The organism is Citrobacter sp. Cy070, assembly GCF_030332245.1.
In the GTDB taxonomy this organism is placed as follows: domain Bacteria; phylum Pseudomonadota; class Gammaproteobacteria; order Enterobacterales; family Enterobacteriaceae; genus Citrobacter; species Citrobacter youngae.
This window is the reverse complement of the sequence record NZ_JAOWIG010000091.1, coordinates 54,043-80,470: the sequence shown is the minus strand read 5'-3', so window position 1 is coordinate 80,470 and position 26,428 is coordinate 54,043. Positions and strand designations below refer to the sequence as shown.

The window sequence follows — 26,428 nt, the reverse complement described above, 5'->3', positions numbered from 1 at the left end:
AGCGAATAGTGCCGGATGGCGGCGTAAACGCCTTATCCGGCCTACCGACAGCGTTCATCGTACGCAATGTCGCCCGTAGGCCTGATAAGCGAAGCGCCATCAGGCAACGTTGAGCTACTGCACCATCTGCTCCAGTTTTTCGCGTAACTCCCCTTCCAGCGGCAGCGCTTTTTGCGTTTTCAAATCAATACAGACGAAGGTAATCAACGCGTCAGCCACCACCTGCCCTTCCGGCTCCAGGGTAATTGTCTGGTTTAACACCCCGCTTTTGCCATTTAGCTGTTGCACCTGACTGGTGATGGTCAGCAGGTCGCTTAGCACCGCTGGACGGCGGTAGTTAATATTTATATTCACGACCACAAAAGCGATGTTGTGTGCGGTCATCCATTGAAAGCTGTCGCTGTTTTCCAGACCATCCCAACGGGCTTCTTCCAGAAACTCGAGATAGCGGGCGTTGTTGACGTGCTGATAGACATCAAGATGAAAACCACGGACTTTGATTTGTGTTTGCATAGCGCAGGGGCCTTACGTTGTTTTTATAGGAACAGACTTTAGGGTAAAGAGGTCATAACTGGTATGACCTCTACAGTCTGGCAAATTTTCAGCGCTGTGCAAGTTATTAAAGTGTTAAAACTGCCAGGTTACGCTCCACCAGCGAACTGCCCATACCCGGTACCTGCTTTAAGTCCTCCACCGTTTTAAACGGTCCGTACTCCTCACGATAGCTCACAATCGCCTGCGCTTTCTTCAGACCGACGCCATTCATGACTCGCGCTAAATCCTCCGCGGAAGCGCTGTTGATGCTTACCCTGGTGCCTTCATCGTCGCTTGCTTTAGCGGGCTGTGTGGCTTTGCTTTGTGCCGCCCCTGAGTTTTCCGCTTTGGTTTGTACCGCCTGACTTTTAGCGACAGACTCTGCGGCCAGTGCGCTTTGAGCCATGCCGGCACAGGTCAATGAAAGGGTGATAAGCAGGGCTTTGATTCCATGTTTCATACTGTTTTCTCCTTGTTTGTTAACAGTGGAATCACGATAGCGAGGTGCAGAACAGCAGACAAACGGCAAATATCAAAAATGGAAAAGGCCGCGAAAGCGGCCTTTTGTAGATACAAACTTTTGCAATTTTTTGCGAGCGGACTCGGTTATTGCTGCTGTTCCAGCGCATCACCGACTTTAATTTTTGCCGCTTTACGCAGGTTACTCATCAGCGCTTCGAAGACAATCTGCGCGTTGTTCTGAGTGATCCCCTGAACCATCGCTTTCTTCTGCGCTTCAGGCATAGAACCGGCTTTCACCTCGTCCAGCGCCAACAGTACAACGTTACCCTGCATATCGTTCGCAACACCGTAGCTCGGCTTGTCTTTCGCCGGCAGGCTCAGACCAAAGGCAGCCTGACTCAACGGATCCTGACCCGTACGGCTCAGCGTTTTCGCCTCGCCAAAGCTCAGACCCGCCGCTTTCAGCGCTTCATCGCCTTTACCGGCTTTCAGATCCGCCAGCAGTTTATCGGCATCAAGCTTCGCCTGCTGCTCTGCTTTATTGTGCTTAACGAGCGCAGTTACCTGCTCTTTCACTTCAGCCAGTGGCTTCACGGCTTCTGCTTTGTGTTCGCTAATACGCAGCACGAACGCGCGATCGCCATCCACGGTGATGATATCGGAGTTACTGCCAGGTGTACCGTTCTCGCCAACCAGGCCACCATTGAAAATGATGTCAGCGACTGGTTTGAAATTCAGTTCTTCCGGCAGGCTGTCACGGCTAAACCAGCCCGTTTCAACCGCTTTCACGCCCGCGGCCTGCTCCGCACCCGCCAGGGATTCGTTGTCGTTGCTGGCGGCATCGCTCACTTTCTGTTGCAGCGCATAGTAGGCATCCAGCGCTTTTTCCTGCTTCACTTTCGCCGCAATGTCCTCACGGGCTTCGCTCAGCGGTTTAACCTGCGCAGGCTGTACGTCATCAAGACGCGCCACGAGGAAACCAACGGAAGACTTAATTACGCCAGACAGTTGGCCTTTTTCTTTCAGACCGGCATTTTTCAGCTCATCTGGGGTGGTAGAGTCTTCCAGCCACCCCATATCACCGCCGTTACGGGCAGAGATGATATCGGCAGATTTTTCTTTCGCCAGAGTCGCAAAATCACCGCCTTTGTTCAGCGCATCAAGCACCGCTTTTGCTTCATCTTCCGTTTTGGTCTGGATGATGCTATAGCGGTTACGCTGCGGCTGAGTGAACTGATCCTGATGCTGGTCATAATAAGACTGAATATCAGCATCGCTGGCGGTTTCCTGCATTGCTGCAGCGTCCAGCTTGATATAGCTCACACGGAACTGTTCCGGCGTCATAAAGTTGTTTTTATTCTGCTCGTAGTAGCTGGCAACTTCCTGCTCGGTAACAGACTGCTTCGCGGCCAGTGCGTTAACGTCAATCGTCGCTTCACGCACGATACGTTGCTGTGCAACCAGTGCAGCCAGTTCGTCCGTTTCACCCTTCAGCATGAAGTCGGTCCCGGCAACGCCGTTGATCAACTGTTGCGTGGTGAGCTGGTTACGCAATGCCTGAGCGTACTGATCGGCGGTCATGCCCATCTGATTCACAATTGCGTTGTAGCGGTTGTTATCAAATTTGCCGTCAACCTGGAAAGCCGGTGTGGCGAAAATAGCCTGCTTAATCTGATCGTCGCTAATGTTGAGCTTAAGCTCACGGGAGTACTGATCCAGCAGCGCTTCGTCCACAAGACGATTCAGCACCTGCTGACGCAGCGTTTTCATATAACCTTCGTTCGCCGCCAGCTCAGAATATTGATCGCCCAGCTGTTGCTGCATGCGGTTACGTTCGCTGTTGAACGCATTCTCGAACTGCCCGCGGCTGATCTCCTGGCCATTCACTTTAGCGGCGTAGTTATTGCCCCCGCCAATCAGGTAACCACTCACGCCGGTCAAAATGAACGACACGATAATGATACCGAAAATAATCTTGAGCACGAGACTGTTAGCAGCCGTGCGTAAGCTGTCCATCATGGTGTAACCACACTCCGCTGTAGATGACTATACGCGTTATCCTTCAGGCCGTCTGCGCGTTGACACAACAACGGCGGCAAGGATTTTGAGTATATATGCTTCACGCAGCATAGCGTTTCCTGAACGCTGCGCACAAAGGCCTATTGTGACAAGAAACAGGGGCAATTGTCAGCCCACAACGCATAGAAAGTACCGGAATCAGAAATAAAAAAGGCACATCGGTTGATGCGCCCTTGTACTTAGTCACATCCCCAAAGGGGAAATCACTTAGTTTACCGCGTCTTTCAGTGCTTTACCTGCACGGAAGCCCGGTACTTTAGCCGCGGCGATGGTGATCTCTTTACCTGTTTGCGGGTTGCGACCAGTACGGGCAGCACGCTCTTTAACGGCAAAAGTACCAAAACCTACCAGTGCTACGTCATCACCGTCTTTCAGGGATTCGGTAACAGAAGCAATAATTGCATCTAACGCACGTCCAGCCGCAGCTTTAGAGATATCAGCCCCTGCAGCAATTTTGTCGATCAGTTGAGATTTATTCACTCTTCTCTTCCTCTTTATAATATATATCGCACCAGAATCCTTCAAAGTGCGACCGCGCAGCAGTTATATCAGGCCTGCCATGCCCTTACAACACCCGATAATGATGGCAAGCCCAATCCGTTATCTAAATTAGCTATACAAAAAAAGGCTGGCAAGCCCGAAATGGCCTGCCAGCCCTGTTTTTATTAATGCTCTTTGCGCGAGGTCACTATTTTGCCGTCACAACCTGCATTCCAGAGGGTTCATTTTGCAACGCAAGAGTCAGAACTTCCTCAATACGTTTCACCGGGTGAATATTAAGATCGGCAATGACGTTGTCCGGAATCTCTTCCAGGTCACGTTTGTTTTCGTCTGGAATTAAGACCGTTTTAATGCCGCCGCGGTGCGCCGCCAGCAGTTTCTCTTTCAAACCACCAATAGGCAGAACCTGACCACGCAGGGTGATCTCGCCGGTCATCGCCACATCGGCACGAACCGGGTTACCGGTCAGACATGAGACCAGCGCGGTGCACATGGCAATACCCGCACTTGGACCATCTTTTGGCGTCGCGCCTTCAGGTACGTGAACGTGGATGTCGCGTTTTTCGTAAAAGTCCGGATTAATACCCAGTTTTTCCGCACGCGCACGCACCACGGTCAGCGCTGCCTGAATGGATTCCTGCATCACTTCGCCCAGAGAACCGGTGTAGGTCAGCTTACCTTTACCCGGTACGCAGGCGGTTTCGATGGTCAGCAGATCGCCGCCCACTTCCGTCCACGCCAGACCGGTCACCTGACCCACGCGGTTTTCGTTATCCGCACGGCCATAGTCAAAGCGCTGTACGCCCAGGTAGTCGTGCAGATTATCGCCATTGATCTCGATGTGTTTCAGTGATTTATCGAGCAACAACTGCTTAACTGCTTTGCGGCACAGTTTGGAGATTTCGCGCTCCAGACTACGCACGCCCGCTTCACGGGTGTAGTAACGAATAATGCCTACAATGGCGCTATCGTCGACCGTCAGCTCACCTTTTTTCAGCGCGTTACGCTCAATCTGTTTTGGCAACAGGTGACGTTTCGCAATGTTCAGCTTCTCGTCTTCGGTATAACCAGACAGACGAATCACTTCCATACGATCCAGCAACGGTGCTGGAATGTTCATGGAGTTCGACGTCGCAACAAACATCACGTCGCTGAGATCGTAGTCCACTTCCAGGTAGTGATCGCTGAACGCCACGTTCTGCTCTGGATCCAGCACCTCAAGCAGTGCGGAAGCCGGATCGCCACGCATGTCAGAAGACATTTTGTCGATCTCATCAAGCAGGAACAGCGGGTTTTTAACGCCCACTTTGGCCATTTTCTGGATCAGTTTGCCCGGCATCGAACCAATATAGGTCCGGCGGTGACCACGAATTTCAGCCTCATCACGCACGCCGCCAAGCGCCATACGGATGTATTTACGCCCTGTCGCCTTGGCGATGGACTGACCCAGAGAGGTTTTACCTACCCCCGGCGGCCCAACCAGACACAGGATCGGCCCCTTGATTTTGTTCACACGGCTTTGGACCGCGAGATACTCAAGGATACGGTCTTTGACGCGTTCCAGACCGTAATGGTCGGTATCGAGGATTTCCTGCGCCTGACGCAGGTCTTTTTTGACCTTGCTACGCGCATTCCACGGCACCTGTACCATCCAGTCGATGTAGCCACGCACGACCGTCGCTTCTGCCGACATCGGAGACATCATTTTCAGCTTCTGCAGTTCCGCTTCCGCTTTCTCTTTTGCCTCTTTCGGCATTTTCGCCGCGTCGATCTTACGCTTCAGTGCTTCGTTTTCGTCCGGCGCATCGTCCATCTCGCCGAGCTCTTTCTGAATAGCTTTCATCTGCTCGTTCAGATAGTACTCACGCTGGGACTTCTCCATCTGCTTTTTCACGCGGTTGCGAATGCGTTTCTCAACCTGCAGCAGATCGATTTCTGACTCCATCATCGCCATCAGATATTCCAGACGTTCATTCACGTCGGACATCTCCAGCACGGACTGTTTGTCAGCCAGCTTCAGCGGCATGTGCGCTGCGATGGTGTCCGCCAGACGTGCAGGATCGTCAATGCTGTTAAGCGACGTCAGCACTTCTGGTGGGATTTTTTTGTTTAGCTTGATATAGCCTTCGAACTGGCTGATAGCTGTACGTACCAGCACTTCCTGTTCACGCTCATCAATAGCAGGCGAATCAAGGTACTCCGCTTTCGCAGAGAAATGCTCGCCGTTGTCTGACAACGCAGAAATACGCGCGCGCTGTAACCCCTCGACCAGCACTTTTACGGTGCCGTCAGGCAGTTTCAGCATCTGCAAAATAGAGGCCACGGTCCCGACGGTGAAAAGATCGTTTACACCCGGCTCATCCGTTGACGCTTCTTTCTGTGCGACCAGCATGATTTTTTTATCATGGTCCATAGCCGCTTCCAGACAACGGATAGATTTTTCCCGCCCTACAAATAAGGGTATGACCATGTGCGGATAAACCACCACATCGCGCAACGGCAATACGGGGATTTCAATGCGTTCAGAACGCTCAGGATTCATAGAGCTCTCTCTTAGTTTAGTTTCCGCCAGGTAATCAGGTGGTACGACTGTGCTTCACACCACCTTTAACATGTATGTCAGTATATGGGGATGATTCCCACACATTCAACGCCATGTTTACGGAAAAATAAAAGGGGAGATAAAATCCCCCCTTTTTGGTTAAACGTCTGTATGAATTGATGAATTATTCGCCAGATGCCTGCTGTGCTTCCGGCTTACCGTAAATCAGCAACGGCTTGCTCTGGCCGCCAATCACCGACTCGTCGATCACCACTTTTTCAACGTCTTCCATAGAAGGAAGATCGTACATGGTGTCGAGTAACGCCGCTTCGACGATAGAACGCAGACCACGCGCACCGGTTTTACGAATCATCGCTTTCCTGGCGATAGCATCCAGCGCTTCCTCGCGGAATTCCAGATCAACACCTTCAAGATTGAACAACGCCTGGTACTGCTTGGTCAGGGCATTTTTCGGCTCTTTCAGGATCTGAATAAGCGCTTCTTCGCTCAGTTCGCTCAGGGTTGCCACAACCGGCAGACGACCGATGAACTCAGGGATCAGACCAAATTTAATCAGATCTTCCGGTTCTACCTGCGACAGCAGTTCACCTTCGCTGGCTTTATCAGACTGTGCTTTTACCGTTGCGCCAAAACCAATGCCGGAGCCGGTTTCAACACGGTTAGCAATCACCTTATCCAGACCGGCAAATGCACCACCGCAGATAAACAGAATCTTGGAGGTATCAACCTGCAGGAATTCCTGCTGCGGATGTTTGCGTCCACCCTGCGGCGGAACGGCGGCAACCGTACCTTCGATCAGTTTCAACAGCGCCTGCTGTACGCCTTCGCCAGAAACGTCACGGGTAATGGACGGATTGTCTGATTTACGCGAAATCTTGTCGATTTCATCGATATAGACGATCCCACGCTGTGCTTTCTGCACGTCGTAATCGCACTTCTGCAACAGTTTCTGAATAATATTTTCAACATCTTCACCCACATAACCGGCTTCGGTCAGCGTGGTGGCGTCGGCCATAGTGAACGGAACGTCCAGCAGGCGCGCCAGCGTTTCAGCCAGCAGCGTTTTACCGGAACCCGTCGGGCCAATCAGCAGGATGTTACTTTTGCCCAACTCGACGCCATTGCTGGTGTCGCCGTTGCGCAGACGTTTGTAATGGTTGTATACCGCGACCGCCAGCACTTTCTTCGCCTGTTCCTGGCCAATAACATAATCGTCCAGGTGGTTGCGAATTTCATGTGGCGTCGGCAGCGCACTGAGTTCACGGTGCGGTGCTACTTCCTTAATCTCTTCGCGAATGATGTCGTTACATAAATCAACACATTCGTCGCAGATATACACGGATGGTCCGGCAATCAGCTTACGCACTTCATGCTGGCTTTTGCCGCAAAAAGAGCAGTACAACAATTTGCCCGAGCCATCTTTGCGTTTATCTGTCATGGGTCAAAACCTCTTCTTTGTTCTTTGTGCCGCACACGACGACGCAAATGCCATTCTCAGGCGCAAGACGCTAGTCAGCGTTGTGCCGCTCCAGGTAATTATAGCGGCACACCTGCGCGCTGGGCATTAATTACGATGGGTCAAAATCGAGTCGACCAGACCGTACTCCACCGCTTCAGAAGCGGAGAGGAAGCGATCGCGCTCGGTATCACGTTCAATCTGCTCAAGAGATTGACCCGTATGATGCGCCATAAGTTCGTTCATGCGCCCTTTTACCTTCAGGATTTCACGGGCATGAATTTCAATATCCGTTGCCTGACCCTGGTAACCGCCCAGAGGCTGGTGGATCATGACGCGAGAGTTAGGCAGGCAAAAACGTTTACCTTTCGCCCCGGCGGTCAGCAGGAACGCGCCCATTGAGGCCGCCTGGCCCATACAAATGGTGCTGACGTCTGGCTTAATAAACTGCATGGTGTCATAGATAGACATCCCGGCAGTGATCACCCCACCAGGGGAGTTAATATACAGGTAGATATCTTTTTCCGGGTTTTCTGCTTCCAGGAACAGCATCTGCGCCACGATCAGGTTAGCCATATGGTCTTCGACCTGGCCGGTCAGAAAAATGACGCGTTCCTTAAGTAGACGAGAATAGATATCAAATGAGCGCTCACCACGTGAGGTCTGTTCAATGACCATCGGCACCAGCGCCATATGGGGTGCAAAGTTATCTCGTTCGCCGCTGTATGACATTTCCGTCTCCTGGATAAAATTTGAAAAAACCTGCTGTGCTGATTGTAACCTTATGGACGGATTATCAGCTAGTCCCTCAGTAATGGGTACGACATCGCCATAATTCAAGCATAACAATCTTTTGTTGTAACGCTAACACTGAAACGCTGTTTTCGCACTCTTCCCATGCAAAATGCGTGACAAAAAAAAACCCGCCACCAAAAGGTGACGGGCTTGCGTATGAAATTCGTGCTAAAAAAGCGACGAATTACGCCTGCTGGTTCATCAGTTCGTTGAAGGAAGTGGCTTTTTCAGTCACTTTCGCTTTCGCCAGAACGGCTTCAACAGCCTGCTCTTCCAGAGCGACGTTACGCATGTTGTCCATCAGCTCTTTATTTTTGCTGTAGAACTCAACCACTTCTTTCGGATCTTCGTAAGCAGAAGCCATCTCTTCGATCAGGCCTTTAACGCGATCTTCGTCAGCTTTCAGTTCATTGGTGCGAATCACTTCGCCCAGCAGCAGACCAACAACTACGCGACGCTTAGCCTGTTCTTCGAACAGTTCACGCGGCAGTTCCAGAGCTTGTTTCTCGTTGCCGCCGAAACGCTGTGCAGCCTGACGACGCAGAACGTCGATTTCGCTGTCGATCAGCGCAGCCGGAACGTCGATGTCGTTAGCTTTTACCAGACCTTCGATCGCCTGAGACTTAACGCGGTTACGCACTGCGCCTTTCAGCTCGCGTTCCATGTTTTTGCGTACTTCAGCGCGCAGACCTGCTACGGAACCATCTTCAACGCCGAAACGTTTGATGAATTCTTCAGTCAGTTCCGGCAGTTCGCGTTCTTCAACTTTCTTCAGGTTGATAACGAACTTAGCGGCTTTACCTTTCAGGTTTTCAGCGTGGTACTCTTCCGGGAAAGTCACGTCGATAGTGAACTCTTCGCCAGCTTTATGGCCTTTAACGCCTTCTTCAAAGCCTGGGATCATACGACCCTGGCCCATCGCCAGTACGAAGTCAGACGCTTTGCCGCCTTCGAACTCTTCGCCGTCTACAGAGCCGGTGAAGTCGATGGTTACACGGTCTTCTGCGTCAGCAGCGCCGTCTTTGTCTTTCCAGGTTGCCTGCTGCTTACGCAGGGTGTCCAGCATCACGTCAACGTCAGCGTCAGTAACTTCAACAACCGGTTTTTCAACTTCGATTGCTTCCAGGCCAGTCAGCTCAACTTCCGGGTAAACTTCGAACTCTACCGCGTAAGTAAAATCTTCACCCAGCTTGTATTCACCCGGAACGTAGTTCGGTGCGCCAGCCGGATTGATTTTTTCTTTGATGATCGCGTCAACGAAGTTGCGGCTCATCAGGTCACCCAGAACGTCCTGGCGAACAGACGCGCCATAACGCTGAGCAACAACATTCATCGGTACTTTTCCTTTGCGGAAACCGTCAATACGCACTTTCTTCGCTACGTTGACCAGCTCGCTTTTCACAGCGGTCTCGATGCTGTCAGCAGCGATAGTAATCGTTACACGGCGGCCAAGGCCTTGAGTGGTTTCAACTGAAACTTGCATCTTGTTACCTCAAAAAATCACAGTGCTCGGTCAACTCTTCTCCGCAAGCACAGGTTGTTGGCTTCGCGGAACTGGGATGTTCTCATAATCAATCACATTCCCTGTCGTCAGAATCATCCCGAAGACATTCCGAAAAATAAGACGCGCATTATAGCGGCATCACTTTTATGAGTCGAGAACGGTTATTGCGCGTTGCTGCGGCTTTTTTCACAATTCCCGGCTAATTTTTGTCTGAATACTGGACGACCTACTCAGAATTCAGACAAAACAAAACGGCCCGCAGGCCGTTTTCACATAATCTGTAGCAACATACTGGAAAAGCGTCGGTTGTTGCAAATCCGTTTTTACGCGATGCTTCCCGCCCCACGACACGGAGGCGATGCAAAAATCGTATCCTGCAACGCTTCCCACTCCTTAATGGTGTAGGTATGCAGAGCAAGGGCATGAACGGTTGTGGAAAGCTCTGCCGTTAACGTGCTGTAAATCATCCGATGACGATTAAGAAAACGTTCACCTGTAAAGCGATCGCTGACCAGCACAACCTTAAAGTGGCTTTCAGAACCAGCCGGGACATTGTGACGATAGCTTTCATCCACAACTTCGAGGAACACGGGTTGGAACGCTGCCCTTAATTTTTCTTCTATTTGCTCACGAATCATCATGAAATTTTCCTCCGACAACGCTGAGATGTCACCCATCCCTTTAAATACTAGCCGCTTTTACCGTTTTCATTACACCTTAGCAACAAAAAATTAGCGCTTGTCTGATTTTCTCAGCCAAATGGATGAAGTTCACTAATTCCTCACTTCGATTTATTGCAAAAAGTCCGTTTATGGTCTCCACAAAATCATAAAACGAACAACACAATGAATTTACATGCGTTACCCACTTCCCCTCATCGTTGGCGATGTTATGATGGCGGGAAATTTCTCCAACCATACAATTTAGATTCGCTGAGAGCCCTGGCATGTTTAAAAAAATCCTCGTCCCGTTTGTCGCGCTGTTCATGTTAGCTGGATGCGCAACGCCGCCGACCACTATTGAAGTCTCCCCGAAAATTACTCTGCCGCAGCAGGACCCAAGCCTGATGGGCGTGACCGTTAGCATCAACGGTGCCGACCAGCGTCAGGATCAAGCGCTGGCAAAAGTCACCCGCGACAACCAACTGGTTACGCTGACTGCGTCACGCGATCTGCGCTTCCTGCTACAAGAAGTGCTGGAAAAACAGATGACCGCACGCGGTTATATGATTGGACCAAACGGTGCTGTAAACCTGCAAATCATTGTTAGCCAGCTGTACGCTGACGTGTCTCAGGGTAGCGTGCGCTATAACATCGCCACCAAAGCAGACATCGCCATCATTGCGACCGCTGCTAACGGCAACAAGATGACCAAAAACTACCGCGCAAGCTATTCTGTTGAAGGCGCACTGCAGGCCTCTAACAAAAATATCGCTGACGCCGTTAACAGCGTGCTGACCGACACCATCGCTGATATGTCTCAGGACACCAGCGTTCACGATTTCATCAAGCAGAACGCGCGTTAATTTCTGCCCATATGGCCCGGCGTTCGTCGGGCCTATAGAAGCCCATGTCCAGTCATTACTTACGTATTTTTCAGCAACCACGTTCGGCTATCCTGCTCATACTGGGGTTCGCTTCCGGTTTACCGCTCGCACTGACCTCGGGTACGCTCCAGGCATGGATGACGGTCGAGAATATCGATCTTAAAACCATCGGTTTCTTTTCTCTGGTCGGCCAGGCCTACGTGTTTAAGTTCCTCTGGTCCCCGCTTATGGATCGCTACACGCCGCCATTTTTAGGTCGACGTCGTGGTTGGTTGTTGGCAACTCAGGTGCTGTTACTCATTTCTATCGCCGCGATGGGCTTTCTTGAGCCTGGCACACAGCTGCGCTGGATGGCCGCGCTTGCGGTGGTGATCGCGTTTTGTTCAGCATCGCAGGATATCGTCTTTGATGCCTGGAAAACCGACGTGTTACCCGCCGAAGAACGCGGCACCGGCGCGGCTATCAGCGTGCTGGGATATCGATTAGGGATGCTGGTTTCCGGTGGGCTGGCACTGTGGATGGCCGACCGCTGGCTCGGCTGGCAAGGCATGTACTGGCTGATGGCAGCGCTACTGATTCCCTGCATTATCGCCACCCTGTTAGCACCCGAACCGACTGATGCCATTCCGGTGCCCAAAACGCTGGAGCAGGCAGTTGCAGCCCCGCTGCGCGACTTCTTTGGTCGTAACAACGCCTGGCTTATCCTGCTGCTCATTGTGCTGTATAAGCTCGGTGATGCCTTCGCCATGAGCCTGACCACCACCTTTTTGATCCGCGGTGTCGGATTTGATGCCGGTGAAGTCGGCGTCGTCAATAAAACGCTGGGGCTGCTGGCGACAATAGTCGGTGCGCTATACGGTGGGATCCTGATGCAGCGTCTTTCGCTGTTTCGCGCGTTACTCATTTTCGGCATTCTGCAGGGCGTATCGAACGCCGGATACTGGCTGCTTTCTATAACCGACAAGCACATGTTCAGTATGGCGACTGCCGTCTTCTTTGAAAACCTGTGCGGTGGGATGGGTACTGCGGCGTTTGTCGCCTTATTAATGACGCTGTGTAATAAATCGTTCTCCGCAACCCAGTTCGCCCTGCTCTCCGCGCTTTCAGCGGTCGGTCGCGTTTACGTTGGCCCGGTAGCAGGTTGGTTTGTCGAAGCGCACGGATGGCCAACGTTTTATCTGTTTTCCGTGTTTGCCGCGATCCCTGGACTCCTGCTGCTGCTGGTGTGCCGCCAGACGCTGGAACATAGCTGGCAAAATGAGAGTTTTATTCCACGCACAGAGTTCCGTGGGGCGTACAATCTGGCTTTGATGACGCTAGTAACGGGCTGCTGTTTGCTGGCTGTTTGGCTGTTGCTGCTCACCATGAACGCGCTGGATTACACCAGCTTCTCTTTCCTGACAGGGCTGCTTGAAGTCTCAGTCGCGGTCGCCATCTGTGGCGTCGTATTGGGTGGGTTACTGGACTATCTTGCACTACGAAAAACACGTCTGATGTAATTTTTCACATTAATTTGGCCGTTGTAATCACCCTGCGTAATTATAACGGCTAAATAAACAACAATTGATAAAAATAATATTTGTTGTTTTGTGCGCCATAGAATTTGGAAATTATTGACTCCTTTTATAAATTCTATTTTCCTTACTCGATTCAGCCAAATCAGATTTATTTTTTGTTCATCATTTGTCTTTTTATTGATAATCAATTGTTAAACAATTGTTTTATTTTCGTATTGGTTATACCAATTGCCCTCAACACCTCCCCTGCTCGCCCGCTTTCGTTATAACGTGATGTTGCAACAGGTTCTTAAAGCCGAGACGACATATATTGCGACATATGTGACATGCACGGCAGAACCCGGTAACACAGATCCAAGGATGTTTACAGTAATGTAACCTTCCCGTAAAATGCCCTCACACTTTAAACGCCACCCGGTCCCGTGGAATTGAGGTCGTTAAATGAGACTCAGGAAATACAATAAAAGTTTGGGATGGTTGTCATTAATTGCAGGCACTGCGTTACTCAGTGGCTGTAATTCTGCGCTGCTTGACCCTAAAGGACAGATTGGACTGGAACAACGTTCACTGATACTGACGGCATTTGGCCTGATGTTGATTGTCGTTATTCCTGCCATCTTGATGGCTGTTGGTTTTGCCTGGAAGTATCGTGCAAGCAATAAAGATGCGAAGTACAGCCCGAACTGGTCACACTCCAATAAAGTGGAAGCTGTGGTCTGGACGGTGCCGATCTTAATCATCATTTTCCTTGCCGTACTGACCTGGAAAACCACTCACGCTCTTGAGCCAAGCAAACCGCTGGCGCATGACGAGAAGCCCATTACCATCGAAGTGGTTTCCATGGACTGGAAATGGTTCTTCATCTATCCGGAACAGGGTATCGCTACCGTGAATGAAATCGCCTTCCCGGCGAATACTCCGGTTGAGTTCAAAGTGACATCTAACTCCGTGATGAACTCCTTCTTTATCCCGCGTCTGGGTAGCCAGATTTATGCCATGGCCGGTATGCAGACTCGACTGCATCTGATCGCCAACGAAGTCGGTACTTATGATGGTATCTCCGCAAGCTATAGCGGACCAGGCTTCTCCGGTATGAAGTTCAAGGCTATCGCAACAAAGGACCGCGCCGAATTCGACCAATGGGTTGCTAAAGCTAAACAGTCCACGAACACCATGAGCGACATGGCTGCGTTCGAGAAAGTGGCTGTGCCAAGTGAATACAACCAGGTGGAATACTTCTCCAACGTGAAACCCGATTTGTTTAAAGACGTTATTAACAAATTTATGGCTCACGGTAAGAGCATGGACATGACCCAACCCGAAGGCGAGCACAGCGCACACGAAGGTATGGAAGGCATGGACATGAGCCACGCGGAATCCGCCAACTCAAGGGGTTGAGGAAGAATACGATGTTCGGAAAATTGACGCTGGATGCAGTGCCGTTCCATGAACCCATTGTCATGGTTACGATCGCTGCCATTATCATCGGTGGTGCGGCCTTACTGGGCCTATTCACTTACTTCGGTAAGTGGACCTACCTGTGGAAAGAGTGGCTGACTTCGGTTGACCACAAACGCCTTGGCATCATGTATGTCATCGTCGCAATCGTCATGTTGATTCGTGGCTTTGCCGACGCCATCATGATGCGTAGTCAGCAAGCGCTGGCTTCTGCGGGTGAAGCGGGCTTCTTGCCACCTCACCACTACGACCAGATCTTCACGGCTCACGGCGTGATTATGATCTTCTTCGTGGCAATGCCATTTGTTATCGGTCTGATGAACCTGGTGGTTCCGCTGCAGATCGGCGCACGTGACGTTGCGTTCCCATTCCTGAACAACCTGAGCTTCTGGTTCACCGTTGTCGGCGTAATCCTGGTTAACCTGTCTCTGGGCGTGGGTGAATTCGCGCAGACCGGTTGGCTGGCGTATCCACCACTTTCGGGAATAGAGTACAGTCCAAGCGTCGGGGTCGATTATTGGATATGGGCAGTCCAGTTGTCCGGTATTGGTACAACCCTGACCGGTATCAACTTCTTTGTGACCATCATTAAGATGCGTGCGCCAGGAATGACCATGTTCAAGATGCCGGTATTCAGCTGGGCGTCTCTGTGCGCGAACATCCTGATTATCGCTTCTTTCCCAATCCTGACGGTTACCGTCGCGTTGCTGACCCTGGATCGCTATCTGGGTACCCATTTCTTTACCAACGATATGGGCGGCAACATGATGATGTACATCAACCTGATTTGGGCCTGGGGCCATCCGGAAGTGTACATTCTGGTTCTGCCGGTCTTCGGGGTGTTCTCCGAAATCGCGGCAACCTTCTCACGTAAACGTCTGTTTGGTTACACCTCGCTGGTGTGGGCAACCGTGTGTATCACCGTTCTGTCGTTCGTTGTTTGGCTGCACCACTTCTTCACCATGGGTGCAGGCGCTAACGTAAACGCCTTCTTCGGTATCACCACTATGATTATCGCCATCCCGACCGGGGTGAAGATCTTCAACTGGCTGTTCACCATGTATCAGGGGCGTATCGTATTCCACTCAGCGATGCTGTGGACGATTGGCTTTATCGTGACCTTCTCAGTCGGCGGCATGACCGGCGTACTGCTGGCGGTGCCGGGTGCGGACTTCGTACTGCACAACAGCCTGTTCCTGATTGCGCACTTCCATAACGTTATCATCGGCGGCGTTGTATTTGGCTGCTTCGCTGGTATGACCTACTGGTGGCCAAAAGCGTTTGGCTTCACGCTGAACGAAACCTGGGGTAAACGCGCATTCTGGTTCTGGATCATCGGCTTCTTCGTGGCATTTATGCCGCTGTACGTGCTGGGCTTCATGGGTATGACCCGTCGTCTCAGCCAGCAGATTGACCCTCAGTTCCATCCGATGCTGGTCGTTGCCGCCTGCGGTGCCGCGCTGATTGCACTGGGTATCCTGTGCCAGCTGATTCAGATCTACGTTTCTATTCGCGACCGCGAGCAGAACCGTGACCTGACCGGTGACCCATGGGGTGGTCGTACGCTGGAGTGGGCAACCTCTTCCCCGCCTCCGTTCTATAACTTTGCCGTTGTGCCGCACGTTCACGAGCGTGATGCCTTCTGGGAAATGAAAGAAAAAGGTGAAGCGTACAAGCAGCCTGCGCACTATGAAGAAATTCATATGCCGAAGAACAGCGGTGCCGGTATCGTCATTACCGCCTTCGCAACACTGTTTGGTTTCGCCATGATCTGGCATATCTGGTGGCTGGCGATTGCAAGCTTCGCAGGCATGATCATCAGCTGGATTGTGAAAAGCTTTGATGAAGACGTGGATTACTACGTGCCGGTCCCGGAAGTCGAAAAACTGGAAAACCAGCATTTCGATGAGATTACTAAGGCAGGGCTGAAAAATGGCAACTGATACTTTAACGCACGCGACTGCCCACGCGCACGAACACGGGCACCACGATGCAGGCCAGACCAAAATCTTCGGATTCTGGATCTACCTGATGAGCGACTGCATTCTGTTCTCTATTCTGTTTGCAACCTATGCCGTTCTGGTGAACGGCACCGCAGGTGGCCCGACAGGTAAGGACATTTTTGAACTGCCGTTCGTTCTGGTTGAAACATTCCTGCTGTTATTCAGCTCCATTACTTACGGCATGGCAGCGATTGCCATGTACAAGAACAACAAGAGCCAGGTTATCTCCTGGCTGGCGTTGACCTTCTTGTTCGGTGCCGGATTCATCGGGATGGAACTCTATGAATTCCATCACCTGATTGTTAACGGCATGGGCCCGGATCGCAGCGGTTTCCTGTCTGCGTTCTTCGCGCTGGTCGGCACGCACGGTCTGCACGTCACCTCCGGTCTTATCTGGATGGCTGTACTGATGGTGCAAGTCGCTCGTCGCGGCCTGACCAGTACTAACCGTACCCGCATCATGTGCCTGAGCCTGTTCTGGCACTTCCTGGATGTGGTATGGATCTGTGTGTTCACTGTTGTTTATCTGATGGGGGCGATGTAATGAGTCATGCTAACGAGAGCGGCGGCGCATCCCATGGCAGCGTAAAAACCTACATGACAGGTTTTATCCTGTCTATCATCCTGACGGTCATTCCGTTTTGGATGGTGATGACAGGTTCTGCCTCTCCGGCCGTCATTCTGGGAACTATTCTGGCAATGGCAGTGGTACAGATTCTGGTGCACCTGGTGTGCTTCCTGCACATGAATAGCAAATCTGATGAAGGCTGGAACATGACGGCCTTTGTCTTTACTGTGCTAATCATCGCCATCCTGGTTGTGGGCTCCATCTGGATTATGTGGAACCTTAACTACAACATGATGATGCACTAAGAGCGGCGATTATGATGTTTAAGCAATACCTGCAAGTAACGAAACCAGGCATCATCTTTGGCAACCTGATCTCGGTGATTGGGGGGTTCCTGCTGGCCTCGAAAGGCAGCATTGATTATCCCCTGTTTATCTACACGTTGGTTGGGGTGTCACTGGTTGTGGCGTCGGGTTGTGTATTTAACAACTACATCGACAGGGATATCGACAGGAAGATGGAGAGGACCAAAAACCGCGTGCTGGTTAAAGGTCTGATTTCCCCTGTGGTCTCACTGGTATACGCCACCCTGCTGGGTATTGCTGGCTTTATGCTGCTGTGGTTTGGCGCGAACCCTCTGGCCTGCTGGCTGGGGGTAATGGGCTTCGTGGTCTATGTGGGCGTCTATAGCCTGTACATGAAGCGCCATTCCGTTTATGGCACGCTGATTGGCTCACTCTCCGGCGCTGCGCCGCCGGTGATTGGCTACTGCGCCGTAACCGGTGAGTTCGATAGCGGAGCGCTGATTCTGCTGGCTATTTTCAGCCTGTGGCAGATGCCGCACTCTTACGCGATTGCGATTTTCCGCTTTAAGGATTATCAGGCTGCCAACATCCCGGTACTGCCGGTGGTGAAAGGTATTTCCGTCGCGAAAAACCATATCACGCTGTATATCATCGCATTTGCTATCGCCACGCTGATGCTAACCCTGGGCGGCTATGCAGGTTATAAATACCTGATTGTTGCTGCGGCGGTGAGCGTCTGGTGGTTGGGCATGGCGCTGCGCGGTTATAAAGTGGAAGATGACAAAGTCTGGGCGCGCAAGCTGTTCGGTTTCTCCATCATCGCCATCACCGCGCTTTCCGTGATGATGTCCGTCGACTTTATGGTGCCAAACTCGCAGAACCTGCTGACTTACGTCTGGTAAAATCTGCTAATACAAAAAGGGTGCTTCGGCACCCTTTTTTATTATTATGCAGTTTGGAGAGCATTAGGTCTCGTCTTTTTGTTTATCATCCCAGACCTCAAACAGCCATTTCCCCGCTTCAGCCGACTCAGCAAACATCCTTACGGTTAACGGTATGCGCGTTGCTTCCACTTCTTCCCGGTTAGCTTTGAACCACCGAGTCAGAAGAGGCGTGTTTTCCCAAGGATAATAACAAGCCCAATTTACCTCCGATAAATCAATATTAAACATCTTCCTGTACTTTCGTAATGCGTCGTATAAGTCATCACCGGTGGCATCAAACAAATCTGAATCGAGTTCTAAAGGAACCTCTTTCCAGTTTTCATCCAAATACCCAGGTATTTCTTCCCTGAAAAGCGTTAACACATCGTCTTGAATACTCATTAGAATGATATCCATCGGAAACAGTCATCCATAGGAAGCAATTGGTTATATTTATCGCGAAATACCATTTTCCTTTTCCCTCTTTCCATTAGAAATAACCACAAAAAGACTACACTTGTAATTATCGCAAGTAAATTAGTTGCGATTGTAACTATTTAAGTTTCCGTGCTACACAATTCCACATATCGTAGAGGTTTACCCCATTCCTTCCCCGCTTTACACTAGGCGCGAAATTAATACAGAGGTGGGAATGAACGATTACAAAATGACGCCCGGTGAGTTGCGCGCCACCTGGGGTTTAGGGACCGTATTCTCGTTGCGCATGCTTGGCATGTTTATGGTTCTGCCGGTTCTGACCACATACGGTATGGCGCTACAGGGTGCCAGCGAAGCGCTGATAGGCCTTGCCATCGGCATTTATGGCCTGGCACAGGCCGTCTTCCAGATCCCCTTTGGTCTGCTCTCTGACCGCATTGGCCGTAAGCCGCTTATTGTCGGCGGACTGGCGGTATTCGTTCTCGGCAGCGTGATTGCCGCCCTCTCCGATTCAATCTGGGGAATAATTCTTGGCCGCGCCCTACAAGGCTCTGGCGCGATTGCCGCTGCCGTAATGGCGCTGCTTTCCGACTTAACCCGCGAGCAAAACCGCACCAAAGCGATGGCGTTTATCGGCGTCAGCTTTGGTATCACCTTTGCCATTGCGATGGTGCTGGGGCCAATCGTTACCCATGCGCTGGGGTTACACGCGCTGTTCTGGATGATCGCCGCCCTTGCTACCACGGGTATCGTGCTGACCATTTGGGTCGTTCCCAATAGCACCAGCCACGTACTAAACCGTGAATCGGGCATGGTAAAAGATAGCTTCAGCAAAGTGCTGGCGGAGCCCAAACTGCTGAAGCTTAACTTTGGCATCATGTGCCTGCACATTTTGCTGATGTCCACTTTCGTCGCGTTACCAGGACAACTGGCGAAAGCCGGTTTCCCCGCCGCAGAACACTGGAAAATTTATCTGGTGACGATGCTGCTGTCCTTTGTTTCCGTGGTGCCGCTCATCATTTACGCCGAAGTGAAGCGCAAGATGAAACGCGTGTTCCTCGCCTGCGTGTTACTGATCCTTATTGCAGAGATTGTATTGTGGAGCGCTAACGTGCGTTTCTGGGGTCTGATTGCGGGCGTGCAGATCTTCTTCCTCGCCTTTAACCTGATGGAAGCCCTCCTCCCCTCACTTATCAGCAAAGAGTCTCCGGCTGGCTATAAAGGCACGGCGATGGGCGTTTACTCCACCAGCCAGTTTCTTGGCGTGGCGATTGGCGGTTCGCTCGGCGGTTGGGTGGTCGAAATGTTTGATGGCCAGGCGGTATTCCTGGCTGGCGCGTTGCTGGCAGCAGTTTGGTTGATTGTGGCAAGCACAATGAAAGAGCCACCGTATGTCAGCAGCCTGCGCGTGGAAATCCCACCTGAAATTGCTGCGGATGACACGTTAAAGCAGCGTCTGCTGGCAAAAGAAGGGATAAGCGAAGTGTTAATTGTGGCGAAAGAGCATTCGGCCTACGTGAAAATCGACAGCAAAGTCACCAATCGATTTGAGGTTGAGCAGGCCATCAGCCAGGCGTGATGATTGCCGGATGGCGACTATCGTCTCGTCCGGCCTACCAATAGCGTGTGCTACCTGTAGGCCGGATCAGGCATTACGACTTAATCGCGGAAGTTCTTGAACTGGAACGGTTGACCGAGATCGCCGCCGCGAACCAGCGCCATGACGGATTGCAGGTCGTCACGCGCCTTGCCGGTTACACGGATTTCTTCGCCCTGAATCTGCGCCTGTACCTTCAGTTTGCTGTCTTTGATCAGCTTAACGATTTTCTTTTGCACTGCGCTTTCAATGCCTTGTTTAAGCTTAGCTTCAACAAACCAGGTTTTACCGCTGTGCACGAAGGTTTCCGGTACGTCCAGCGAGGTGCCTTCAATACCGCGTTTGAGCAGCTTGGCACGCAGAATATCCAGCAACTGATTGACCTGAAAATCAGACTCGCTCAGCACCTTAATCGTCTTATTTGACTCATTCAGCTCAAAAGTGGCTTCAACGCCACGAAAATCAAAGCGTGACTCGACTTCACGGCTGGCGTTATCCACCGCGTTACGGGCTTCCTGAAGATCAACTTCAGAGACAATATCGAAAGATGGCATCTTTTCCTCTCCCTTCATTTTTGATGCGAAGCATAATACCTGCAAAGTTACTCAACAGACAGCGCTATACTAGGCTGTATCCTTTCATTGTACGTGGTAGTGACATCTGCGAACAATAATGGGGTGCGGTCGATATGGATTAACACCTGGTGCTGTTGCAGGTGAGGAGGAAGAATGAAAATTACCGTACTGGGATGTGGAGCGTTAGGGCAGCTATGGCTTACAGCGCTGTGCAAACATGGACATGAGGTGCAAGGGTGGCTGCGCGTACCGCAACCCTACTGCAGTGTAAACCTGATCGACACGGATGGCTCAGTTTTTAATGAATCCCTGACGGCAAATGACCCCGACTTTTTGGCAAAAAGCGACCTGCTGCTGGTCACCCTGAAGGCCTGGCAGGTTTCTGATGCGGTAAAAGGCCTGTCTGCAATTCTGCCTGAAACCACGCCCATTCTGCTTATTCACAACGGCATGGGGACGATTGAAGAGTTACATAACATTAAACAACCCCTGCTGATGGGCACCACCACTCACGCGGCACGCCGTGACGGGAACGTCATCATTCATGTCGCTCAGGGAACAACGCGTATTGGGCCGGCGCGTGAGCAAGACGGCGATTTCAGCTATCTGGCTGAAACCCTGCAAGAGGTGCTGCCGGACGTCGCCTGGCATAACACCATTCGCGCCGAGCTGTGGCGCAAGCTGGCCGTCAACTGCGTCATTAACCCGCTGACCGCATTATGGGATTGCCCAAACGGTGAGTTACGCCATCATCCGGAAAAAATAGCGCTCATCTGCGAGGAAGTGGCAGCGGTGATCGAACGCGAAGGCCACCACACATCAGCGGATGATTTACGCTATTATGTCGAGCAAGTGATTGACAGTACGGCGGAAAATATCTCATCTATGCTGCAGGACATTCGCGCCATGCGTCATACCGAGATCGACTACATTACCGGTTATTTGTTAAAACGCGCACGCGCGCACGGCATCGCCGTTCCGGAAAATGCCCGCCTGTTTGAAATGGTTAAAAGAAAGGAAAGTGAGTATGAGCGCTCAAGCACTGGTATGTCTCGCCCCTGGTAGTGAAGAAACCGAAGCGGTTACTACTATCGATCTACTGGTTCGCGGCGGAATTAAGGTCACAACCGCCAGCGTCGCCAGCGATGGCAACCTGACGATCGTGTGCTCGCGCGGTGTGAAACTGCTGGCGGATGCGCCATTAGTCGAAGTTGCTGACGGCGATTTCGACATTATCGTACTGCCGGGCGGTATTAAAGGCGCCGAGTGTTTTCGCGACAGCCCTCTGCTGGTCGAAACCGTGAAACAGTTTCATCGCTCCGGGCGCATTGTCGCGGCAATCTGCGCCGCTGCCGCGACCGTCCTCGTCCCGCACGACATTTTTCCCATCGGCAACATGACCGGTTTCCCGGCGCTGAAAGACCAAATCCCCGCTGATCAATGGCAGGACAAGCGTGTCGTGTGGGATCCGCGCGTTAACCTGTTAACCAGCCAGGGACCGGGAACCTCCATCGATTTCGGTTTGAAAATCATTGATCTTTTGGTTAGTCGTGAAAAAGCCCATGAGGTAGCGTCACAGCTGGTGATGGCTGCGGGAATTTATAACTACTACGAGTAAATCTTCAGGCCACTCCCTTATAAGGAATCATAATGAAAGGATATCTGAGTGGAGTGGCTTTATTGCTCCTTTCCGGTTATGCCACAGCGACGCAACTCGACATAAAGAGTATTGAGTATCGCTATCCCGGAAGCACTGAAATGCAATATCGCGTGCCATGGTTTTCCTCGACGGATAACCCCAAGGTTGCGAAACGTATTAACGATTATATTTTCGCAACCTTTATCAATCAGCTACCGGGTAATACTCCGCAGGCCACAGTAAACCAGTTTGCGAAATCAGCCATGAATCCCACCGCAAACCTTAACTACACGGTTGAATTTCGCGACGAAAAAATCCTGACCATGAATATGTTTGTCGAAGGCTGCGGAGCGTATTGCGAATCGTACAATGTACCGCTCAGCTTCGATTTAGCCATCGGCGCGGCAATTACCCTCAACGACCTCTTTTCCCGTTCTACGATGGCCGAATTAAATACTCGCATCAGAAAAGATATCCGTGGCCAAATCGACACCTTTGTTGATGCGCATAAATCGCAAACACCAGAACAAATAAAAGAAGAGAAAGGCGAAGACTTTGACTATGCCGAATTCTACGCATCATGCGCAACCTACACCGACGGGTTGTATTACATCGACAAATTCTCCCTGCAAAAAGACCATCTGGTCTTCCTGAACGGACGCTGTAGCAACCACGCCAGCCGCGCGCTTGACGAGTTGGGTGATTTCACCACGAAAATCCCAACCGCGGAACTGCAAAATCGGCTCACGCCGTACGGCCAGTATCTGACTGGCGCAAAGAGTACAACACCGGTTTCGCCAGCGCCCGGCATTGACGGCAAAGTCATGTACGGCACGCTGGGAAAAAGCATGCGTATTGTGTTGAAGGTGGACTGCAAATACGGTGATTTTTTTGAAGGGGATTACTTTTACCAGAAATTTGGCGCACCGATTGAATTAACCGGCAAATGCGATACAGCCGACAATCAACATTATGAACTGAAGACATCTGCTGCTGAACAAGCGCAAGAGAAGATAACGCTGGAGTTAAAAGACGGAGTTTATCAGGGCGTCTGGGAGTCGAACGGGAAGACGCTTCCTGTGCGTTTTGAATAATATCGTTGCATTGCCGGATGGCGGCACAACCGCCTTATCCGGCCTACAACACGGTGTTTACTCAATTACGGGCGATACACCTTCACGTTTTCAAAGCCCTGCTCGCGCAGATAAAGCGCCTGCAGACGGCTCATCACCCCGCGTTCACACCACAGCAGCCAGGTTTTACTCTGGTCCAAATCGCCGAATTTAGTGCTCAGCTTGTAGAACGGCAGAGAAACGACGTCCACGCCGTCAACCTTCAGCGGTTTATCATCCTGTTCATCCACAGAACGGATATCCAGAATCACATCGTTCGGGCCGAAGTCGCTCACGGTTTCCACTTCTACCACGGTTTGCTGCGTCTGCTGGGCAATATCGCGAATATCGATATTGTTCGCTTCTTCAACCACTTTATCGAGGATAGAGAAATCGAAGTTTTCTTCTTCGGCCTCAATCTTCGCTTTAACCGCTTTCACCGTCGGGCTTTTTGAAATTACACCGCAGTATTCCGGCATGGTACGAGCAAAATCCTCGGTGCCAATTTCACGCGCCAGATTGATGATGTGCTCTTTATCATGGGAGATAAGTGGGCGCAGGATCAGGGTGTCTGATACGTTATCGATCAAACGCAGGTTGGTCAGCGTCTGGCTGGACACCTGGCCCAGTGCTTCACCGGTGACCAGCGCCTGTACGCCGTAGCGCTCAGCGACTTTCGACGCCGCGCGAACCATCATACGCTTGAGAACCACACCCATCTGACCGTCGTCGACTTTCTCCAGGATCTCACCGACCACCGGTTCAAAGTTGATAGCAACAAAACGCACGCGATGCGAACTACCAAAACGGTTCCACAGATAATGCGCCACCTGACGAACACCGATTTCATGCGCTGCGCCGCCGAGGTTAAAGAAGCAGTAATGTACGCGGCAGCCGCGACGCATCAGCATGTAGCTGGACACGCCAGAGTCGAAACCACCGGAGATCAGCGACAGTACGTCTTCCTGCGTACCAATAGGGAAACCGCCAATACCTTCATAACGGCCTTTAACCAGCAACAGACGGTCGTTTTCGATTTCAAGATTAACCGTCACGTCCGGCTTCGTCAGCTTCACGCGCGCGGATTCAATATGCTGGTTCAGTCCACCGCCAACATAACGTTCCACCTCAATGGAGCTAAACTCATGCTTACCACGACGCTTAACGCGTACGCAGAAGGTTTTACCTTCCAGTTGGTCACGATACTGTACCAGCGCTTTCTCGAAAATATCGTGCATATCGGTAAACGGCACGTCTTCTACTTCGAGAATGTGGTGGATCCCCGGAATACGGGTCAGCGCGTCGCGAATGTCCAGGCGCTGGCTTTCATCTTTCGCGCGAACCTCAACGTGATCCCAGTGGCGGACAACGGCAAGGTCTTCATCATAGTGCTTTAAAACGTTACGAATGTTCCCTGTCAGAATTTTTATAAAGCGCAAACGCACAGATTGGCTTTTGATGGTGATTTCTGGGAACAATTTAATGATAAACTTCATGGCGGCAATGGTTCTTTGGCAAGTCTGAATGACTTGTAATGGGAAAAAATACAGCAGCCCATACCCTGCGGCTGCATCCAGGCGCGCAAGTATACCACCATCATGGTCATCCTGTGCACATCGCCTTACCATTGCGCGTTATTTGCTTATCAGTGCGAGTCCGTTACCATAGTCTTGTGCTGCCAATACAGAGAGTCAGACATTCATTATGCCGAAGAAAAATGAAGCGCCAGCCAGTTTTGAAACAGCGCTGAGCGAGCTGGAACAGATTGTTACCCGCCTGGAAAGCGGCGACCTGCCGCTGGAAGAAGCGCTGAACGAATTCGAACGCGGCGTACAGTTGGCGCGTCAGGGACAGGTTAAATTGCAACAGGCTGAACAGCGCGTGCAAATCCTGCTGTCAGATACTGAAGACGCCGCCCTTACGCCTTTTACACCGGATAATGAGTAAATGGATTTTACGCAGCAGCTACAGGCTTGCGTTGAGCAGGCCAACCAGGCACTGAGCCGTTTTATCGCGCCACTGCCCTTTCAGAACACTCCCGTGGTCGAAACCATGCAATATGGCGCATTATTAGGCGGTAAACGTCTGCGCCCGTTCCTGGTGTACGCGACCGGCCAGATGTTTGGCGTCAGCCTGAGTACGCTTGATGCTCCCGCTGCAGCCGTCGAGTGCATCCATGCTTATTCACTGATGCACGATGATTTACCCGCGATGGACGATGATGACCTGCGCCGCGGTCTGCCGACTTGCCACGTCAAGTTTGGCGAAGCGAATGCGATTCTGGCCGGTGATGCGCTGCAAACGCTGGCATTCTCTATTATCAGCGACGCCCCGATGCCGGAAGTGTCTGACCGTGACCGCATCGCGATGATCTCTGAACTGGCTCAGGCCAGCGGTATCGCCGGTATGTGCGGCGGCCAGGCGCTGGATCTGGCAGCCGAAGGCCATCAGGTTGAGCTGGATGCGCTGGAGCGTATTCACCGCCACAAAACCGGGGCATTGATTCGCGCCGCCGTACGTCTGGGCGCATTGAGCGCAGGCGATAAAGGGCGAGAATGCCTGGCAATACTCGACAAATACGCAGAAAGCATCGGTCTGGCCTTCCAGGTTCAGGATGACATACTGGATGTGGTAGGCGATACTGCAACATTGGGTAAACGTCAGGGTGCTGACCAGCAGCTTGGCAAAAGTACCTATCCTGCACTTCTGGGTCTTGAGCAAGCCCGGAATAAAGCCCGGGATTTAATCGAAGATGCCCGCCAGTCGCTGAATCTGCTGGCCGCACAGTCACTCGATACCTCGGCACTGGAAGCGCTAGCGGACTACATAATCCAGCGTGATAAATAAACCAAC

General features: G+C 51.5%; 25 protein-coding genes. 13 read left to right on the top strand and 12 right to left on the bottom strand.

The window, feature by feature from the left end:
* Positions 1-114: 114 nt before the first annotated feature.
* From fadM to bolA, 9 genes are all read right to left on the bottom strand, one after another.
* On the bottom strand, positions 115-513 hold the full coding sequence (gene fadM / locus OGY19_RS22275) for a long-chain acyl-CoA thioesterase FadM (protein ID WP_003021636.1): 399 nt from the start codon (positions 511-513) through the stop codon (positions 115-117).
* 106 nt (positions 514-619) lie between these two features.
* Complete coding sequence (locus OGY19_RS22270) at positions 620-994, bottom strand: helix-hairpin-helix domain-containing protein (protein ID WP_115600838.1); 375 nt, start codon at positions 992-994, stop codon at positions 620-622.
* A 146-nt stretch (positions 995-1,140) separates the two neighbouring features.
* Positions 1,141-3,015, bottom strand: coding sequence for a peptidylprolyl isomerase (gene ppiD / locus OGY19_RS22265; protein WP_115600839.1), 1,875 nt, complete (start codon positions 3,013-3,015; stop codon positions 1,141-1,143).
* Between the two features lie 267 nt (positions 3,016-3,282).
* On the bottom strand, positions 3,283-3,573 hold the full coding sequence (gene hupB / locus OGY19_RS22260) for a nucleoid-associated protein HU-beta (RefSeq protein ID WP_263428433.1): 291 nt from the start codon (positions 3,571-3,573) through the stop codon (positions 3,283-3,285).
* Between the two features lie 190 nt (positions 3,574-3,763).
* Positions 3,764-6,118, bottom strand: a complete 2,355-nt coding sequence (gene lon / locus OGY19_RS22255) for an endopeptidase La (protein ID WP_003831014.1) — start codon at positions 6,116-6,118, stop codon at positions 3,764-3,766.
* A gap of 184 nt (positions 6,119-6,302) precedes the next feature.
* The gene (gene clpX / locus OGY19_RS22250) at positions 6,303-7,577 is read right to left on the bottom strand and encodes an ATP-dependent protease ATP-binding subunit ClpX (RefSeq protein WP_286597218.1); all 1,275 of its coding nucleotides are present in this window, start codon (positions 7,575-7,577) and stop codon (positions 6,303-6,305) included.
* A gap of 126 nt (positions 7,578-7,703) precedes the next feature.
* Positions 7,704-8,327, bottom strand: coding sequence for an ATP-dependent Clp endopeptidase proteolytic subunit ClpP (gene clpP, locus OGY19_RS22245; RefSeq protein WP_003021624.1), 624 nt, complete (start codon positions 8,325-8,327; stop codon positions 7,704-7,706).
* 247 nt (positions 8,328-8,574) lie between these two features.
* Positions 8,575-9,873, bottom strand: coding sequence for a trigger factor (gene tig, locus OGY19_RS22240; RefSeq protein WP_003021622.1), 1,299 nt, complete (start codon positions 9,871-9,873; stop codon positions 8,575-8,577).
* A 344-nt stretch (positions 9,874-10,217) separates the two neighbouring features.
* Positions 10,218-10,535, bottom strand: a complete 318-nt coding sequence (bolA, locus tag OGY19_RS22235; protein ID WP_040232707.1) for a transcriptional regulator BolA — start codon at positions 10,533-10,535, stop codon at positions 10,218-10,220.
* A 305-nt stretch (positions 10,536-10,840) separates the two neighbouring features.
* Between bolA and OGY19_RS22230 the strand changes: the two genes are divergently transcribed.
* The 7 genes from OGY19_RS22230 (at position 10,841) to cyoE (ending at position 18,193) form a co-directional block, all read left to right on the top strand.
* On the top strand, positions 10,841-11,419 hold the full coding sequence (locus OGY19_RS22230) for a lipoprotein (protein ID WP_016152050.1): 579 nt from the start codon (positions 10,841-10,843) through the stop codon (positions 11,417-11,419).
* 44 nt (positions 11,420-11,463) lie between these two features.
* Complete coding sequence (gene ampG / locus OGY19_RS22225) at positions 11,464-12,939, top strand: muropeptide MFS transporter AmpG (RefSeq protein ID WP_115600840.1); 1,476 nt, start codon at positions 11,464-11,466, stop codon at positions 12,937-12,939.
* A 459-nt stretch (positions 12,940-13,398) separates the two neighbouring features.
* Positions 13,399-14,355, top strand: a complete 957-nt coding sequence (cyoA, locus tag OGY19_RS22220; RefSeq protein WP_086523605.1) for a cytochrome o ubiquinol oxidase subunit II — start codon at positions 13,399-13,401, stop codon at positions 14,353-14,355.
* Between the two features lie 11 nt (positions 14,356-14,366).
* Positions 14,367-16,358, top strand: a complete 1,992-nt coding sequence (gene cyoB / locus OGY19_RS22215) for a cytochrome o ubiquinol oxidase subunit I (protein WP_286597216.1) — start codon at positions 14,367-14,369, stop codon at positions 16,356-16,358.
* A complete protein-coding gene (locus tag OGY19_RS22210) occupies positions 16,348-16,962 on the top strand; it encodes a cytochrome o ubiquinol oxidase subunit III (RefSeq protein WP_003021608.1) in 615 nt (204 codons plus the stop codon). Before cyoB ends, OGY19_RS22210 begins: the two co-directional genes overlap by 11 nt.
* Positions 16,962-17,291: a cytochrome o ubiquinol oxidase subunit IV gene (locus OGY19_RS22205; protein ID WP_003021607.1), complete on the top strand. Its 330-nt coding sequence runs from the start codon at positions 16,962-16,964 to the stop codon at positions 17,289-17,291. The genes OGY19_RS22210 and OGY19_RS22205 overlap by 1 nt, the downstream gene beginning before the upstream one ends.
* 11 nt (positions 17,292-17,302) lie before the next feature.
* A complete protein-coding gene (gene cyoE / locus OGY19_RS22200; RefSeq protein WP_115600841.1) occupies positions 17,303-18,193 on the top strand; it encodes a heme o synthase in 891 nt (296 codons plus the stop codon).
* Positions 18,194-18,256: 63 nt separating this feature from the next.
* Here cyoE and OGY19_RS22195 read toward each other — a convergent pair whose 3' ends face one another.
* Positions 18,257-18,631 (bottom strand): DUF1493 family protein, encoded by a 375-nt coding sequence (locus OGY19_RS22195; RefSeq protein WP_286597213.1) that lies wholly within the window; start codon positions 18,629-18,631, stop codon positions 18,257-18,259.
* 235 nt (positions 18,632-18,866) lie between these two features.
* On the opposite strand from OGY19_RS22195, the gene OGY19_RS22190 reads away from it, so the two are divergent.
* Positions 18,867-20,231, top strand: a complete 1,365-nt coding sequence (locus tag OGY19_RS22190; protein WP_115600842.1) for an MFS transporter — start codon at positions 18,867-18,869, stop codon at positions 20,229-20,231.
* 80 nt (positions 20,232-20,311) lie between these two features.
* Here OGY19_RS22190 and OGY19_RS22185 read toward each other — a convergent pair whose 3' ends face one another.
* Positions 20,312-20,803, bottom strand: coding sequence for a YajQ family cyclic di-GMP-binding protein (locus OGY19_RS22185; protein ID WP_003831002.1), 492 nt, complete (start codon positions 20,801-20,803; stop codon positions 20,312-20,314).
* Positions 20,804-20,977: 174 nt separating this feature from the next.
* Here OGY19_RS22185 and panE point away from each other — a divergent pair, with 174 nt between their 5' ends.
* The 3 genes from panE to OGY19_RS22170 are packed head-to-tail and all read left to right on the top strand — an operon-like array spanning position 20,978 to position 23,557.
* Entirely contained in the window at positions 20,978-21,889 is a 912-nt protein-coding gene (gene panE / locus OGY19_RS22180) for a 2-dehydropantoate 2-reductase (RefSeq protein ID WP_003021593.1), read from the top strand.
* On the top strand, positions 21,852-22,442 hold the full coding sequence (gene yajL / locus OGY19_RS22175; protein ID WP_115600843.1) for a protein deglycase YajL: 591 nt from the start codon (positions 21,852-21,854) through the stop codon (positions 22,440-22,442). The genes panE and yajL overlap by 38 nt, the downstream gene beginning before the upstream one ends.
* A 32-nt stretch (positions 22,443-22,474) precedes the next feature.
* A complete protein-coding gene (locus OGY19_RS22170) occupies positions 22,475-23,557 on the top strand; it encodes a hypothetical protein (RefSeq protein ID WP_115600844.1) in 1,083 nt (360 codons plus the stop codon).
* A 65-nt stretch (positions 23,558-23,622) separates the two neighbouring features.
* On the opposite strand, the gene thiI is transcribed toward OGY19_RS22170, so the two are convergent.
* Positions 23,623-25,071 carry a tRNA uracil 4-sulfurtransferase ThiI gene (thiI, locus tag OGY19_RS22165; RefSeq protein WP_048212433.1) on the bottom strand — a complete coding sequence of 483 codons (1,449 nt, stop codon included), beginning with the start codon at positions 25,069-25,071 and terminating at the stop codon, positions 23,623-23,625.
* Positions 25,072-25,279: 208 nt separating this feature from the next.
* On the opposite strand from thiI, the gene xseB reads away from it, so the two are divergent.
* Positions 25,280-25,522 carry an exodeoxyribonuclease VII small subunit gene (gene xseB, locus OGY19_RS22160; protein WP_038638224.1) on the top strand — a complete coding sequence of 81 codons (243 nt, stop codon included), beginning with the start codon at positions 25,280-25,282 and terminating at the stop codon, positions 25,520-25,522.
* A complete protein-coding gene (gene ispA / locus OGY19_RS22155; protein WP_048212434.1) occupies positions 25,523-26,422 on the top strand; it encodes a (2E,6E)-farnesyl diphosphate synthase in 900 nt (299 codons plus the stop codon).
* Positions 26,423-26,428: the final 6 nt, after the last annotated feature.